This is a genomic window from Xylanibacter ruminicola 23, from assembly GCF_000025925.1.
In the GTDB taxonomy this organism is placed as follows: domain Bacteria; phylum Bacteroidota; class Bacteroidia; order Bacteroidales; family Bacteroidaceae; genus Prevotella; species Prevotella ruminicola.
Map to the genome: position 1 here is coordinate 3,486,800 of NC_014033.1, position 15,743 is coordinate 3,502,542.

Annotated in this window: 12 protein-coding genes and 1 pseudogene; 6 read left to right on the forward strand and 7 right to left on the reverse strand. The window is 50.3% G+C overall.

Annotation, left to right across the window (positions count from 1 at the left end; genetic code table 11):
• Positions 1 to 16 precede the first annotated feature (16 nt).
• The 6 genes from PRU_RS14515 to PRU_RS14540 are packed head-to-tail and all read left to right on the forward strand — an operon-like array spanning position 17 to position 7,718.
• Entirely contained in the window at positions 17 to 1,648 is a 1,632-nt protein-coding gene (locus tag PRU_RS14515) for a RagB/SusD family nutrient uptake outer membrane protein (RefSeq protein ID WP_013065383.1), read from the forward strand.
• Between the two features lie 21 nt (positions 1,649 to 1,669).
• Positions 1,670 to 2,938, forward strand: a complete 1,269-nt coding sequence (locus PRU_RS15495; RefSeq protein ID WP_013063383.1) for an OsmC family protein — start codon at positions 1,670 to 1,672, stop codon at positions 2,936 to 2,938.
• 21 nt (positions 2,939 to 2,959) lie between these two features.
• Positions 2,960 to 4,195 (forward strand): OsmC family protein, encoded by a 1,236-nt coding sequence (locus tag PRU_RS15500; RefSeq protein WP_013064099.1) that lies wholly within the window; start codon positions 2,960 to 2,962, stop codon positions 4,193 to 4,195.
• A complete protein-coding gene (locus PRU_RS15505) occupies positions 4,195 to 4,791 on the forward strand; it encodes a C-GCAxxG-C-C family protein (protein WP_049769197.1) in 597 nt (198 codons plus the stop codon). Before PRU_RS15500 ends, PRU_RS15505 begins: the two co-directional genes overlap by 1 nt.
• A 16-nt stretch (positions 4,792 to 4,807) precedes the next feature.
• Positions 4,808 to 5,767: a FixH family protein gene (locus PRU_RS14535; protein ID WP_170857884.1), complete on the forward strand. Its 960-nt coding sequence runs from the start codon at positions 4,808 to 4,810 to the stop codon at positions 5,765 to 5,767.
• Positions 5,768 to 5,783: 16 nt separating this feature from the next.
• Positions 5,784 to 7,718 (forward strand): TonB-dependent receptor, encoded by a 1,935-nt coding sequence (locus PRU_RS14540; protein ID WP_177168163.1) that lies wholly within the window; start codon positions 5,784 to 5,786, stop codon positions 7,716 to 7,718.
• A gap of 1 nt (position 7,719) precedes the next feature.
• Here the strand turns inward: PRU_RS14540 and PRU_RS14545 are convergent, their stop codons facing one another.
• The 7 genes and pseudogenes from PRU_RS14545 to PRU_RS14575 form a co-directional block, all read right to left on the reverse strand.
• The gene (locus tag PRU_RS14545) at positions 7,720 to 8,097 is read right to left on the reverse strand and encodes a RidA family protein (RefSeq protein ID WP_013063066.1); all 378 of its coding nucleotides are present in this window, start codon (positions 8,095 to 8,097) and stop codon (positions 7,720 to 7,722) included.
• Between the two features lie 13 nt (positions 8,098 to 8,110).
• A complete protein-coding gene (locus PRU_RS14550) occupies positions 8,111 to 8,641 on the reverse strand; it encodes a peroxiredoxin family protein (protein WP_013064017.1) in 531 nt (176 codons plus the stop codon).
• Between the two features lie 22 nt (positions 8,642 to 8,663).
• Positions 8,664 to 10,154: a cysteine--tRNA ligase gene (gene cysS / locus PRU_RS14555; protein WP_013065397.1), complete on the reverse strand. Its 1,491-nt coding sequence runs from the start codon at positions 10,152 to 10,154 to the stop codon at positions 8,664 to 8,666.
• Positions 10,155 to 10,307: 153 nt separating this feature from the next.
• A pseudogene (locus PRU_RS14560) lies at positions 10,308 to 11,492 on the reverse strand (iron-containing alcohol dehydrogenase).
• Between the two features lie 8 nt (positions 11,493 to 11,500).
• Positions 11,501 to 13,366 carry a glycoside hydrolase family 97 protein gene (locus PRU_RS14565; protein ID WP_013063726.1) on the reverse strand — a complete coding sequence of 622 codons (1,866 nt, stop codon included), beginning with the start codon at positions 13,364 to 13,366 and terminating at the stop codon, positions 11,501 to 11,503.
• A 5-nt stretch (positions 13,367 to 13,371) separates the two neighbouring features.
• Positions 13,372 to 14,685 (reverse strand): L-fucose:H+ symporter permease, encoded by a 1,314-nt coding sequence (gene fucP, locus PRU_RS14570; protein WP_013063200.1) that lies wholly within the window; start codon positions 14,683 to 14,685, stop codon positions 13,372 to 13,374.
• A gap of 16 nt (positions 14,686 to 14,701) precedes the next feature.
• Positions 14,702 to 15,718: a zinc-binding alcohol dehydrogenase family protein gene (locus PRU_RS14575; protein WP_013064398.1), complete on the reverse strand. Its 1,017-nt coding sequence runs from the start codon at positions 15,716 to 15,718 to the stop codon at positions 14,702 to 14,704.
• Positions 15,719 to 15,743: the final 25 nt, after the last annotated feature.

The window sequence follows — 15,743 nt, forward strand, 5'->3', positions numbered from 1 at the left end:
TAAAGGTATAAGAAAAATGAAAAAGAATCAGATATATCATACAGCGCAATCTCTGTTGGCAGGCGTGGTGTTCGGCTTGACACTTGCATCGTGCGAGTCGTTGGATCAGGGTAACCTGAGCGAGCTGGCCGAAAGCAATCTTCCTCAGAGCGATGCAGATGCCAAGGCACTTGTTAATGCCGTATATTCGTCGGATATTGAACTGGCCACTACTTACATGTATCTTATCGACCTCACTACCGAGACCACCGTGAGCGGTGAGAATCCTAATGGTGGCGGTGGCATGTTAGGACTGCTCTCATGGGATGGAACCAACTCCTATGTGGTGAGCCTGTGGCGTGCTGTATATGCCTCGCTGGCACGTGCTAACGATACCATCGAGAAGTTGCAGACTAATCCTGCAGGCGTGTCACCCGAGATTGCATCGCAGGTGATAGGCGAAGCCAAGTTTCTGCGTGCTTACTATCTGAACTATGCCGTGCAGCTGTGGGGGCCAGTGCCTGTCATCACCAGCAGCAAAGGCGGTACAAATGCAGTAAGAAACTCGGAGACAGAGGTTTATCAGCAGATAGTGGCCGACCTTGAGGATGCTGCAGCCCGACTGCCTGAGCGCAGTAAGCAGAGTCAGAGTGATATCGGTCGTGCCTCGCGTGGTGCAGCCTTGGCAGCCTTGGCAAAGGTTTACCTGACCTGGGCTCAGGTGGATGACGACCTGACCGATGCGCAGCGCAAGGAGTATTTCGGCAAGTCGGCTCAGTATGCACAGCAGGTGATCGATTCTAATGAATATAGTCTTGAAGAGGATTTCTATGACAACTGGAACAACCAGAACCGAAATGGTAAGGAGAGCATATTTGCCATCCAGTTCTATCTGGGATCAAGCACACGCGATGGCGATGCTTCGGGCAATAACCACCTGTGCCACTGCTCGTTCTCAACCAGCTTCAGCGTGTCGCTGCCACATATCGCACCGGGTCCGGACAACACCGTCGAGAATTCATATCTGCCGGGTGATCAGCGCAAGGATGTATCATTTGCCGACTCACTTTGGCGTCCTTCTACACAGAACTATTTCCACTTCTATTTTGATGCCGACGGTGATGGCATCCGCGAGTCGGGCTTCTCACGCTACAACAAGTACATCGACCATGACAGGGTTGAGACAAGTGCTGCCGACCGTGCTATGAACCGTCAGGTGATCCGTCTGGCTGAGGTGTATCTGGTACTGGCCGAGGCTATCAACGAGCGTGACGGACAGCCTAATCAGCAGGCCTATGATGCCTTCAACAAGGTGCGTCGCCGTGCATTCCGCGAGGATATCTTCAGCGCAGCAGCACAGTCACACGACCTGAAGTCAGGTCTTGACTACGAAGGCTTCAAGAGTGCCATCATACAGGAACGCTCATGGGAGTTCGTCCTGGAGCAGAAACATCTGCTCGACCTGAAGCGCTGGAAGATTCTGGTGAAGACCATTAAGAATAGTGCTTTGGCCAAGAACTTCCCAGAGTATAACAAGCAGACGATTGATTTCAAGCATTATCGTTTCCCCATCCCACAAGCACAGCGAGTAGTTAACCCCAATCTCTGGCAGAACTATGGCTACGATGGTTCCGACATCACCACCAACCCCTATGTAGGCAGAGAATAAACAAAAAAAAGAGAGAGCAATATGAAAAGATTAATTTTGTCAGCCGTAATTGCAAGTGCTACCCTCACGGGGGCACTTGCTCAACAAAACGATCAGCGCCTGAATAAGGCCATCACCGATAAAGGCTATTTTCAGAAAGCCTGGAAGAGTGCACCATCATTTCGCGACCTGCTTAAGCGTCGCAAGGCAGCAGTCAATCAGTTCAGAGCTATCCCTACTGCAGCATTGCACCCCATCACTATCAGAGCTTTTGCCACAGCAGAGCAGCGTGCCGGCACACGTCATGTGATTATACGTGAGCATCAGTATCTGAATGACAGTGGTTACAACAATGGGGGCTTCGACCTGGGAATTGGTACTCCCGACCATGTGATTGCAGCTATTGCCGGTGATATCATCGACAGCTACGTCACACAGGCTGCTATCAAGGGCGTTGCCATCGACTCGCTTGCCATCAATATCAAGCAGACTGGGCATTCGCTGCAGAACTGGGGACTGGATTATACCATCTTTATTGATTCGCCTGCTTCTGACCAGCAACTTGAGGAGTTACGTGTCCTGGCCGAGAAAAACTCACCACTTTATCAGTTCTCTATCCGTGCGCATAAGGTAAACACAACAGTTGAACTGCATAAGAGTGCCGAGGAATTGGAGATTCCACCTACCTATCAACCAGGTTTGCGTGAGTTCATTGAGTGGGAAACGCGTAAAGGCGAGGCTAACAAGCAGCTTCGTGAAAGCGGTCAGCGTCCCGATAAGGCAAAGTTTGGTGGCTATGCATACGACTATCCTTACTCTCGTAAGAATGAGTTCACGCCTGCTCAGAGCGAGAGCTATCTGAATCCTGACGGTCCCACTGCTTTCATCAATCCCTCATCAGGTGTAACCGTACTTCAAGTGCGCCATCACAGAGTGTTGCAGGATCATCCACAGATTTTTGGTGGTAACGACCTTGGTCCTACAGCTGTTGAGAGTCATATCGGATTGCTTGGTTCGTGCTTTACCCATGTGGCAGAGGGAACCGCAGCACGCAACAGGATTCCACTTGATACCCTTAACGTAGCACTCACTGCCCAGTTCGACCCACGCAGCGGTCGCAAAGGCTACGAGCAAACCCCACTTTATCCTACCGACATACAGATGCGTGTGGTGATAAGCAGTCCACGCAGTGAGGCTGAGATCCGTCAGCTGGTTGCCGATACCGAGCGTGGATGCCCCATCTACAATCTGGTAACCAACGCGCAGGAAATCAAAGGAGGTATAAAAAGAGTAATAGCAAAGAATAAGTAATCATTAAAAATAGAAAGAGTTATGAAAAAGAATCAGATTGTTATCATTACAGCAGCCCTTGCTTTGCAGGTTAGTAGTGCACTCGCACAGGGGCCTCTCAATATCTTTAAGTCGGCTCAGCAGAAAGCCAAGTTGGAACAGAATGCCCCTTCGTTGCGTAACCACCTGAAGGAGCGTAAGGTGGCCCTTGAGGCTTGGAATGCTATACCCGCCAGCGATTTGCAGCCAGTAACACTTACAGCCAATGTTACCGCCAAGAACCGCTCGGGCGTGCGTGAACTCCGAATCAGAGAGTTTCATTATATTGGCGACTGTGGTTATGCACATGGTGGACAGGATTCGGGTGTGGACACCCCAACTACAGCTCAGGCCGTGTTTGCTTCCGACCTTGCCGACAGCTATCTGAATCAGGCTGCGCTGCTGGGTATCGATATCGACTCGCTGACTATCGAAATCCACGGTCAGCCCGACAAGGTGAAGACCAATCGTGTGTGGTATCCACGCAACTTCCTCTACACCATCTATATTGATTCACCTGCCTCGGATGCTGAGTTGGAAAAGTTGGCAGTATTGGCAGAGCAGAACTCGGCTGTAGCCACTCTGGTGAAGGCTGCCGTAGTACCTCAACTGATTATCGATCAGAAGTCGTCACCACGCGAGAAGAAGGTTGAAGGCGCCACCTTGGCTGGACTTCGCGAGTATATCTGGGGTAAGCGTCAGGCGCTGCAGGCCAGTAAGGCTAAGGCTGAGGCAGCAAAAGCCAAGAATCCAAAGGCTGACGCAGATGCCTTGCGTAAAGCACTTGCTCCAAAGCAGGGCCCATGGGTAAAGGTTTTCCCCAATGGTGTGCGTCAGCTAACCGTAAATGATAAATATCTCATTCTGCACGATAATCCTGCTTATCTGGGTGGTACCAATCTCGGTTTTACCTCAATCGAGGGTGTGCTTGGCATCCTGGGCACCTGTATCACTCACATCTCATTGGGACAGGCAGCAGAACGCGCACTCGACGTGGATTCTATCTCGCTGACCGTCGAGGCTGAATGGGACCCACGAGCAGGTCGCAAGGGCTTTGAGAAGGTGTCGATTGCTCCACAGAATGTGCGTTATACTTTGCATGTGAAGACACCCGAAAGTGCTCAGGCCGTGAAAGAGTGGATCGAGGCTGTTGAGAAGATTTGCCCCATGTACAACCTCTTCAAGGACACACAGACATTCGAGCATCGCATCGTACGTGGTAGTTTTAAAAGACAATAATGATGAAGTATGAGCCTGCATATTTACTCGCTTTGGCTACTTGGCCTGTAACCGTTTGTGCTACCAATGCACAGGCAGACTCACTACGCATAGCTCGTCCGGCCGCTTTTCCTGCTGTAAGCCGACATCAGACGCTCGACTCGCTGAAAGCAGAAGTGAAGCTGCAACTGGAGCAGCGGTACGGACAGCACTATGGGTGCTCGGCACTCTCACTAACCTCTATCGCTGCTACACTGGGCAGTCCACTAAGCGAGCAGCAGCTTCGAAGCATGTCGGAGGCGTTCTCGGGTGGTATCGGGCATAAGTTTGGCGAAGGCACTTGTGGCGCACTTACCGGTGCCATTGCAGCCTTAGGTTTTTATGCCAGTGGCGATAAGGAGAAACATTTGCGGTTGGCAGCTGAAGTATATGATGAGTTTAAGAAGCAACAGGGATCCATTACGTGTGGTGATATCTACGCCCGTTATCATTTTAGTCACTGCGACGGATGTAATCTCTGTGCGATACAGAAGGTGATTGAAGTTCTTTACCGTGAGGGTGATATCCACACAAGTACCATCGCCCCATGGCAGCAGTTAACAGAAGAAAAGAAATAAAAAGGAGATGATGATTATGGAAAAGAGAGTTTTTACAAGAATTAGCGCGATAGTTTTTTGGCTGTTTTCAGGTTTCGCACTCACTGCCTGCGGAGGTAGTGACGATCCAGTAGTACCTATCAATATACCAACCGAAGACGACGAATGCTGCAATGCCGAAGAGACATTTCTGGCATATACTTTCCTGCACAACGGTTATCTGAAAGAGATTGAATCGCTACGCGACACAATCGATGAGAAATATGCCCTGAGCGTTTACTCGCGAGGTGGCAAACTGCATGCAGGCTATAATGATGTGTTTTTTGCGCTGACAAAAATCTCTAATCAAGGTTTTGTTCGTGATTTTTCTGTAACAGAGATAAGTCCCGTGATGACCATGACCGAGAAAGGTATGAAGCACTCAACACCAACGGCTACAGAGAGCAGCCTTTACGATGAAACATTCCCTGCCGTACAGCACGCGTGGATATCTTTCGTAATGAGTAGTAGCAGTATGGGCTATTGGGAACTGGGATACAAGGCAACTACCCAGAATAAAACAGTTGCCCATACCGGTAGTGTTATCGAGGTTTCGGCCAATGCTACAGGCCAGGAGTGGATTAAGTCGTTCAAATATCAGGATGTAAATTATTACCTCTCGCTGGTAAATCCTAATGATTTCCAGACTGGTATAAACACTATTCAGGCATACGTGTCGCAGCAGAATGCTGAGAAAGCCAAACCCTGGCCATTGGCTGATCAGGAGTTTACTATCGAAATTATACCCACTATGCCCGATATGGGCAATCATTCTTCGCCCGATAATGTGGCTCTTACCAAACAGCCATCAGGCATATACGAAGGTAAGCTAAACCTTACCATGACAGGCCTGTGGGATATTCATCTGGTTGTAAAGGACAAAGAAGGTAACATTGTAGCAGGAGGAGAGAATAATGACAGCGGGTATAGCAATATTTATTGGAGCGTTATATTATAGTAATGTATTGACCGCTTTGCCAACCGACAGTATCGAGAAAGAAGCATCGATTAACGAGGTGACTATCACCTCGACTGTCGGTTCCAAGCGCAAGGTGGCTGGCAAGGGGCGTACAGCATCGATAGAGGAGCATCTGTTGCAGTTGAACAATGTTGCCATGGTGAAACGAGGCGCATATGCCTGGGAACCAGTGGTAAACAATATGTCTACCGAGCGATTGAGTACAACTATCGATGGTATGAAGATATTCTATGCTTGTACCGATAAAATGGATCCTGTAACGTCGTATGTAGAAAGTGGTAACCTGCAGCGCGTAAGACTGGATTCGGGCCTTGATGGCAATCCACAGGCAACAGGAAATATCGGCGGAAGTATTGATCTGAAACTCCGTAAGTCGGGGTTTGATGCTGCTCCTCAGGAGTTTAACCTTACTACTGGGTATGAAGCCAACGGCCATCTGCAGGTGTATGGTGCCGATGCTGCGTTCTCGTCGCAGACGTTCTATGCCAACTTCGGCGCGTTTTATCGTGATGCAGATAATTACAGGGCTGGTGGACATCAGGATGTTCCTTTTTCCAAGTTCCATAAAGTCAATTCGTTTCTGAACCTGGGGTTCCGTCCAGCCCCAAACCACATCGTAGAGGGTACGGTCATTTTCGACCGTGCCACCGATGTTGGCTATCCGGCCCTGAATATGGATGTTAGCGATGCTACAGGACTTATCACGTCGCTTTCTTATCGCAGGGAGCAGCTTGCGGGGCTTTTCTACCGATGGGAAACCAAGGTGTACTATAATCATATCACCCATAATATGGATGATAGCACACGCCCCGACGTGATTATTCACATGGATATGCCTGGTAAAAGCAGTACGGCCGGACTCTATAGTCTGCTCGAGGGCTCAAGGGGTAAACATCAGTATCAGCTTAATTTTGATTGCTATTACAATACCCTTTTTGCTGATATGACCATGTATGTTGAGGGGGCCAAACCCATGTACATGCTTACGTGGCCTGATGTGGGTACTTTCAACAGCGGTTTGTCGTTGTCTGATAATATCCGTTTGTCTGATACGCATAGTATCCATCTGTCGGCAAAAGGCTCTTGGCAGCAGCAACGTATTAACAGCGATGAAGGCTACCACGCCTTGGAAATATTTTTCCCAGGTGTGGAACGTAGCAAGCGTACTTTTATGGGACGTGTGTCTGTAAGCTATGCCTGGCAGAAAAATGGTTGGCGATTGGCTGCTGGAACAGGATACGGTAATCGTGCACCATCGGTTACCGAGTCGTTTGGATACTTCCTGAATAATGCCTTCGACCGTTATGATTACATTGGTAATCCCCACCTTAAGAACGAAAGTGCGGTTGAGTTGAATACATCGGCTTCGTGGCAGAATGATGTGATAGATACTCGCCTAGAGGTGAATGCATTTTTTTTCCATAACTACATTATCGGTACACCCGATAACCGATTGTCGGCCATGACTATCGGAGCTCCGGGTGTGAAGGTTTACCAGAACCTAAAACATGCGAAGATTGTGAATACTGCGTTTACATTCAGTGTCACCCCTCTTTCCTGGTTGCGTTGGGACAATAAGGTGAGTTACAGTTATGGCAAGGAGAGCACTGGGGCTCATCTGCCTTTGATTGCTCCCTTTACCTATCTTACGGCATTGAAACTGTTCCATCAGAACTGGGAAGGAGAATTGGGTGGCGAACTGGTTGGCAAACAGAGCAACTACAGCAATAAATATGGCGAGAGTCTTACACCAGGCTATGCTGTATGGCATATCAGTGCCGGTTATCAGTTTAACATCCATACGGTTGTAGCTAATATCCATGTGGGTGTTGATAACCTGTTTGATCGTTACTATTCTACCTATTCAGATTGGAATCATATTCCCCAAAAGGGTCGTAACATCTATGCCAATCTATCGGTGAAGTTGTAGCTTATTCAGCAGCTACAACTTCAATTTCAACCAAAGCACCCTTGGGGAGTGTTTTTACAGCCACAGCCGAACGGGCTGGATATGGCTCAGCAAAGAACTCGGCATAAACGGCATTCATGTCGGCAAAGTCGTTCATGTCGGCCATAAATACGGTTGTCTTCACCACATGGGCCATGGTTAAGCCTGCTTCTTCAAGAATGGCTTTGATGTTGGTGAGCGATTGACGGGTCTGCTCCTTGATGCCACCCTCTACAAAACTTCCTGTTGCAGGATTGATGGGTATCTGACCTGAGGTGTAGAGCAGGTTGCCTACACGGATGGCCTGACTGTAAGGACCGATGGCAGCTGGTGCCTGATTGGTGCTGATAACTTGTTTCATACCTTTATCATGTTTATTTGTTGATACCTTTCAGCAGTTTCTCTACCTTCTGATACTGTACGGTTGAGAGCAGGATATTGCCTTCGGGTGAGACGACTACCATGGATGGAATCCACTGTACACCGTAGGATTTAGAGATGTCGGTTTCCTTAAACTTCTTCAGTTCGCTCACCTGGGGATAGCTGATGCCGTACTGATTGATGGCCTTCTGCCAAGCTTCAACGTTGGTATCCATCGATACGCCTACAAACTCCACCTTGTCGGAGTGGAAATCGTTGTACAGGCGAACTACCTCAGGCGCATCCTTGCGACAGTCGGGGCACCACGAGGCCCAGAAATCAAGTACTACAGTCTTACCTTTCAGCGAACTGAGGCTGAAGGGTTTGCCGTCGGGGGTATTCATGGTGAAGTCGGGAGCCACAGTGCCTGGCTGTATCAGACTGGTGGCATACTTGGCATCCAGATCTTCGTCGGTGGTTTGCGCTTTTGTGTTAATGGCAAACCCCGCTAAGAGCAGGGCTGCCAATAGTGTTTTGAGCTTCATAAGAGATACTTGTTTGTTTTATCTATTTGTTCAGTTTCCAGGTAACACCATCCTTGGTGTCCTTCACCTCGAAACCGGCTGCTGCGAGTTCATCGCGAATCTTATCGCTGGTAGCCCAGTCCTTATCAGCCTTGGCCTTAGCACGCAGTTCCAGTACCATATCCATTACCTTACCAAAGGCAGCCTCGCGCTCATCGTTGGTGCCGCTCTTCTCGGCCTTCAAGCCCAGAATATCCTCGGCAAAGAGGTGCATGGTTTCCTTCAGCTCCTGCAGGCAGTCGGCGCAGATGGTGGCTTTGTGGTCGGTGAGCTTGTTCACCACGGTGCAAGCTTCGAACAGATAACTGATCACCTGTGGGGTTGCCAGGTCGTCGTTCATGGCGTCGTAGCACTTCTGGCGCAGAGCCTTAACTACCTTCTCAGTCTCGGCATCGCACTTGTCGGCTACCTGAACACGCTCCAAGTCGGCAATGGCGTTCATCATCTTCTCCAATCCCTTCTCGGCAGCCTCCAAGGCCTCGTTCGAGAAATCTACCGTGCCACGGTAGTGAGCGCTGAGCACGAAGAAACGGATGGTCATCGGTGAGTAGGCCTTCTTCAGCAATGGGTGATTGCCGGTGAAGAACTGCTCGAGGGTGATGAAGTTGTTATACGACTTACCCATCTTCTGTCCGTTGATGGTCAGCATGTTGTTATGCATCCAGTATTTTACAGCGGGGTGACCCATCGAGGCCTGTGCCTGTGCAATCTCGCACTCGTGGTGTGGGAATACCAGGTCCATACCACCACCATGGATGTCGAACTCTTCGCCTAAGTACTTGCGGCCCATGGCTGTGCACTCGCAGTGCCAACCGGGGAATCCGTCGCTCCAAGGACTAGGCCAGCGCATGATGTGCTCGGGCTGAGCCTTCTTCCACAGGGCAAAGTCGGCCTGGTTGCGCTTCTCGCCTACACCGTCGAGCTCACGACTGGCATCCTTCACGTTCTCGAGCGAACGACCTGAAAGAATACCATACTGGAACTTCTTGTTGTAAGCTTCGATATCAAAGTAGATAGAACCGTTGCTCTCGTAAGCAAAGCCATTGTCGAGAATCTGCTGAACCAGTTGCTGCTGCTCGATGATATGACCAGTGGCATGGGGCTCGATAGAGGGGCGCAGCACATTCAGTGCATCCATAGCCGCATGATAGCGGTTGGTGTAGTACTGGGCAATCTCCATAGGCTCCAACTGCTCCAAGCGGGCTTTCTTGGCAATCTTATCCTCACCCTCGTCGGCATCGTGCTCCAAGTGACCTACGTCGGTAATATTACGTACATAACGTACTTTATACCCCAGGTGCTTCAGATAACGGAACACCAGGTCGAAAGTAATCGCAGGACGGGCGTGTCCCAGATGGGGATCGCCATACACGGTAGGACCACAAACATACATACCCACGTTGGGGGCGTGAAGGGGCTCGAAACGCTCCTTCTGTCGTGTCAAAGTATTGTAAATTACTAACTTAGATTCCATAATGCTCTTAAATTTTGGGTGCAAAGGTAATAAAAAGTTGGCACTGATTACACGGATTAACACAGATTTTTTATATAAAGAGCGAAAAATTGCTTTAAATGAATCATAATCCGTGTTAATTCGCGTAATCCGTGCCACCTATCATTAATATCTTCATCCGCGTGCCATTTTGTAGATTGCCTCCATATCCTCGGCCTTCAGCACCTTCAGGTTACCGCAGGTAATGGTGTTGTTACGACTGCACTTGCGTACCATCTCCTTGATTTCTTCGTCGGTGATGTCCTTGCCAATCAGTTCCTTGATGTTGATAGGCATACCGATGGCATGATAGAAACGCTCCATGGCCAGGATTCCCTTTTCGGCTGTGCCTTCGGGATCGGTAAAGTCGTTGGGTACATCCATTACGTTAACGGCAAAACGCACAAATCTGCTCAGATTCTCGTGCATGGTATAGCGGGCCCAACTTGGCCAGATGGCAGCCAGACCGGCACCATGGGTTACGTCGAACATGCCACTGAGCTCGTGCTCCAGCTGGTGGGTAGCCCAATCGCCGATAGCACCGCAGCCAGTCAGGTCGTTATGCATCAGCGAACCGCCCTACATAATCTGTGCACGGTAGCGATAGTCCTCAGGATTCTTCAGCACAGGGAATACTGCGTTCTTGATACTACGCAGTGCAGCCTCGGCCAAATCGGTAGTAAAGTCCATATCATCGTCCTTGGTAAAGTAACGTTCCATGGTATGCATCATCATATCGGTAACACCGGCTGCCGTCTGGTAAGGAGGCAATGTCATGGTGCGACGAGGATTCAGAATAGCAAACTTGGGGCGACTCAGATTGTTACTGTAACCCACCTTTACATCGCCGTCCTCATTAGTAATCACTGAGCTTTCGCTCATCTCACTACCAGCAGCAGGAATGGTAAGCACCGCTGCTACGGGCAGCATGGTCTTAGGTTGGGCCTTACCCATGTAGATATCCCATACGTTACCCTCGAAAGGTACACCGTAGCCAATACACTTAGCCGAGTCGATAACACTACCGCCACCTATGGCCAGGATAAAGTCGATACCCTCCTTACGGCAGAGTTCGATGCCCTGCTGAGCCAACGATAAACGGGGATTGGGCACTACGCCTCCCAGCGTAACATACTCAACGCCGCCATCGCTCAGTAAACCACAAATCTTGTCGAGCAAACCAGAACGCTTAGCGCTTTGTCCGCCATAATGTACCAGCACCTTTGTGCCGCCATACTTCTTTACCAGCGCAGCTACCTGCTCTTCACTCTGTTCTCCAAACACCACCTCGGTAGGGGCATAGAAATTAAAATCCTTCATAAAAATGTTTATTTTTGTGATTTGATGACCAGCACGAAACCACCACGGGGTTGGGTGGCGATTTGCTTGGGTATCTGATTGCCCTTGGTAATCAGCCAATCCTTATTGCCTGACAGTTGATACTGGGCTGGGTCGGCATCGGCAAAGGTCTGCACGCACTTGGCGCCACTGATAAAGCTCAAATCTACATCAAGCACCTTCTTGTTGTCGGTACCGTTGATACCAGCTACGTACCAGGTTTCGCCGCTGCGTCGGGCCAGTACTACGCTCTCGCCGGGATAACCGCTCACGTAGCGGGTCTCATCCCATGTGGTGGGCAGCTTTCCGAAGAAATCCTGTACCTGCTGAGGCTGAACCAGATAGCTCTCGGGTTTGTCGGCCAGGTGCTGCAGGGCACTCTCGTACAGTACGGTCAGAGCCAGTTCGTGGGCATCGCTGGTAATATGTGGATGCTGTGAATCGCTGAAGGTACATGGTGTGTAGTCCATAGGACCGATGATGTTACGGGTAAAGGGTAGTGTGGTGTTATGACTGGCTGCTACGTTGGTAAATGTGGGCACGTTGTTGTACCACTCGGCACCATACACACCCTCGGTCGACATGAGGTTGGGGTAGGTGCGCTGCCATCCACGAGGTACGGTGGCACCATGGAAGTTAACCAGCAGATGATGCTTGGCGGCACTCTCCAGCAGGTCGATACAGTAAGTCATATCGCGCTGACAGTCGCCTGAGAAGAAGTCGATCTTTACACCAGCTACGCCAATCTTCTCGCACCAGGCAAACTCCTTTTCACGGTCTTCGGGCTTGTTCAGGCGGAACTTCGGTGTGGGGGCACCATCAATCCAGCCTACTGATGAGTTATACCAAATCATGGGTTTAACACCCTTCGAGTTGGCATAAGCTACGGCATCCTCGATGGTCTTGTCGTCCTTCATCTCATCCCACTCAGCATCAATCAGCACGTAAGGCAGCTTCAGGGTAACAGCCATATCTACGTATTTCTTAATAATATTGTAGTCGTTCGAACCATGGTTGTATGCCCAGTAGATCCATGATACAACGCCGGGTTTAATCCAACTGGTATCGCTTAGTTTGCAAGGCTCGCTTACGTCGGTTACCAAGGTGCTCTGAATCAGGTCCTGCATGCTGCCGATGATAGCGATGCGCCAAGGTGAATGCCACTTGCCTTTGAGGTTGACCTCGTTTACGTCGGGTGTGACGCGCAGCAGCTCGCCATCGGTATAGAGGCATGCTGCAGCCTGGTTGCGCTCGATGTTAGCTTCGGAGAGCAGCATGAATACACCCTCCTGTGGCTCAACCAGTGTGGGGAATCCCCAGCGCAGGTTGTAACCCTCGTCGGATTTTACCACGCCAGCCATGCGTCCGATAGGTTTTATCTTGCCTGTGGTGCTCATGGGGTAGAATCCCTCGTAGCTGTCGGTCCACTGCAGCATCCAGCGCTTGGTGCCTTCGGGAATCATGTAGGCTGTCTTCTCCTTGGGCAGCTTGCCTTTCAGTCCGCTCAGTTCATAGCGGAAGGCTGCACCGTCGTTATACAGGCGCAGTACCAGCTGCAGGTTGCCGCTCAACTTTGCCACATACTCGTTGGCCTCGTTGGTGCAGGTAGATTTTTTGCCTGCCAGCATCTGATAGTTGGCTGTGACTTTGCCAATGGGCTTAAATTTCAGCCGATTGCTTTTGATGCCCTCGTAGCCCAGTACGGGGATATTCAGCACCTCTTGCTGCTGATAGTTCACGATGATGCCCTGGCCGCTGTTGGTAACAGTCAGTTTGCCATTAGGCGATACGGGCTGCTGAGCCGACAGGCTGAGCGATCCCAAGCAGATGGTAAGTATAATCAAAAACTGCTTCATGGGAATTATAAATGTTTCTTGATATGAATACGATAACCGTAGGCTGTTACCACGAGGAAACAGATGAGTGGCAGTACGAACGAGATGTTGGTGGCTGGCATACCCATCAACGTGCCCTCGTCGATAATCATAGCCTGCAGCGGGGGCAGTACCGAACCGCCTAAGATGGCCATGATAAGACCTGCTGCACCAAACTTGGCATCGTCGCCCAGTCCGTCGAGTGCAATACCATAGATGGTGGGGAACATGAGCGACATGCAACCGCTAACGCATACCAGACAGTACATGCCCAAACGATCCTGGAAACCGATAACACCCAGTGTAAATACCATGGCCAGTACACCAAAGATGGCCAGCAGCATGGCGGGCTTTACGTATTTCATCAAGAAGGTGGCGATGAAACGCGAACAGATGAAGAACAGCATGGCAAAGATGTTGAATCGCTGCGACAGTACTTCGGCAGCCTGTTCGTCCATACCCTCGGCCATAAATACGCGCGTACCATATTGTATAATAAAGGTCCAGCACATAATCTGCGCACCTACATAGAAGAACTGGGCAATCACACCCTCGCGGTAGTATTTGAGTGCAAAGATTCGCTTGATGGTTACCAGGAAGTGGATGTCGTGGTTGGCATCGCCGATTTTGGGCATCTTGGTAAAGCGCATCAGTAGTAGCATGCCCACAATCACCAGTCCGATAATCAGGTAAGGCGAAATCAGTACGCTCAGGTCGGCATCCTTCAGTGCCTCGAACTCTGTGTCGCTCAGCAGGGCACGCTCGTCGCTGCTCATGGGGTTGAGCTTGGCCTGAATAAAGTTCATGGCCACAAACATACCGATGATAGAGCCGCAGGGGTTAAAGCACTGTGCCATATTCAGGCGGCGCGTAGCTGTTTCGGCTGGGCCCATGGTCAGAATGTAAGGGTTGCACGAAGTTTCGAGGAACGAGAGTCCGCACGTCATGATAAAGTAGGCGATGAGGAAACAGCCGTAGATACCGATGGCCTTGGCAGGGAAGAACAGCAGGGCACCGGCAGCATAGAGTCCGAGTCCCATCAATACGCCCGCCTTGTACGAGAACTTACGGATAAAGATGGCTGCAGGAAACGCCATGCAGAAGTAACCGCCATAGAACGCTACCTGCACCAGTGTACCATCGGTTACGCTCATGCGGAAGATTTTAGAGAATGCTTTCACCATGGGGTTGGTAATATCGTTGGCAAAGCCCCAGAGTGCAAAGCAGAATGTTACGAGTATAAAGGGGATGAGGTAGTTAACCCCATCCTTGACTATCAGAGATTGTTGTTGCTTTTCCATTTTCTTTAGTAGGTTTTTAGAAGTGAACTAAGATACGGAATACCTTGCCAGGTGCCTCGCTCCACTGCAGCATGGCCTTGGGGGCCTGCTCGGGTGCTACGTCGGCACTAATCAGACGGTCAACCGGACATGTGCCACGCTCCAGGTAGTGGATCACTGCACGGAAATCCTGTGGCTGGGCATTACGCGAACCACGAATGTCGAGCTCCTTCTGTACAAAGAACTTGGTTTGGAACGATACGTCGGTCTTGGCATAGCCGATGCAAACCACGCGACCGGTGAAAGCTACTTCGTTTACAGCCATCTGGTAGGTAGGTGCGCTACCCACAGCCTCGATAATTACATCGGGACCGAAACCCTCGGTCAGCTCCAGCAATCGGGCATGTACATCCTCGGTCTTGGTGTTGATGGCGTAAGTGGCGCCCATCTCCTTGGCCAGTGCCAGCTTCTCGTCGTCGATATCGGCAGCAATCACGGTAGCACCGCGCAGGGCCGAACGTACGATAGCTCCCATGCCAACCATACCGCAACCAATCACCACTACGGCGTCGATATCGGTTACTTGGGCACGATTCACGGCGTGGAAACCAACACTCATAGGCTCGATGAGGGCGCAGGTGCGGGGATCGAGATTACCAGCGGGAATCACCTTCTCCCAAGGCAGAGCGATGAACTCGCGCATGGCACCGTTGCGCTGTACGCCTAGTGTTTCGTTATGCTGACAGGCGTTTACGCGCTGGTTACGGCACGAGGCGCACTTGCCGCAGTTAGTGTAAGGATTGCAGGTTACCACCATGCCGGGCTTCAGGTGTTCGGGCACGTCGGCACCCACCTTTTCAATCACGGCACCCACCTCGTGGCCAGGTATAACGGGCATTTTTACCATGGGGTTCTTACCCAGCCATGTGCTCAGGTCGGAACCACAAAAACCTACATACTTGAGGCGCAGCAGCACCTCGTTGGGCTTCATTTCCTGCTCAGGAATGTTTACTATTTCCATCTGGCGCTCGCCAGGAATCTGTATTGCTTTCATTGGATTATTTGACTATTTCACTATT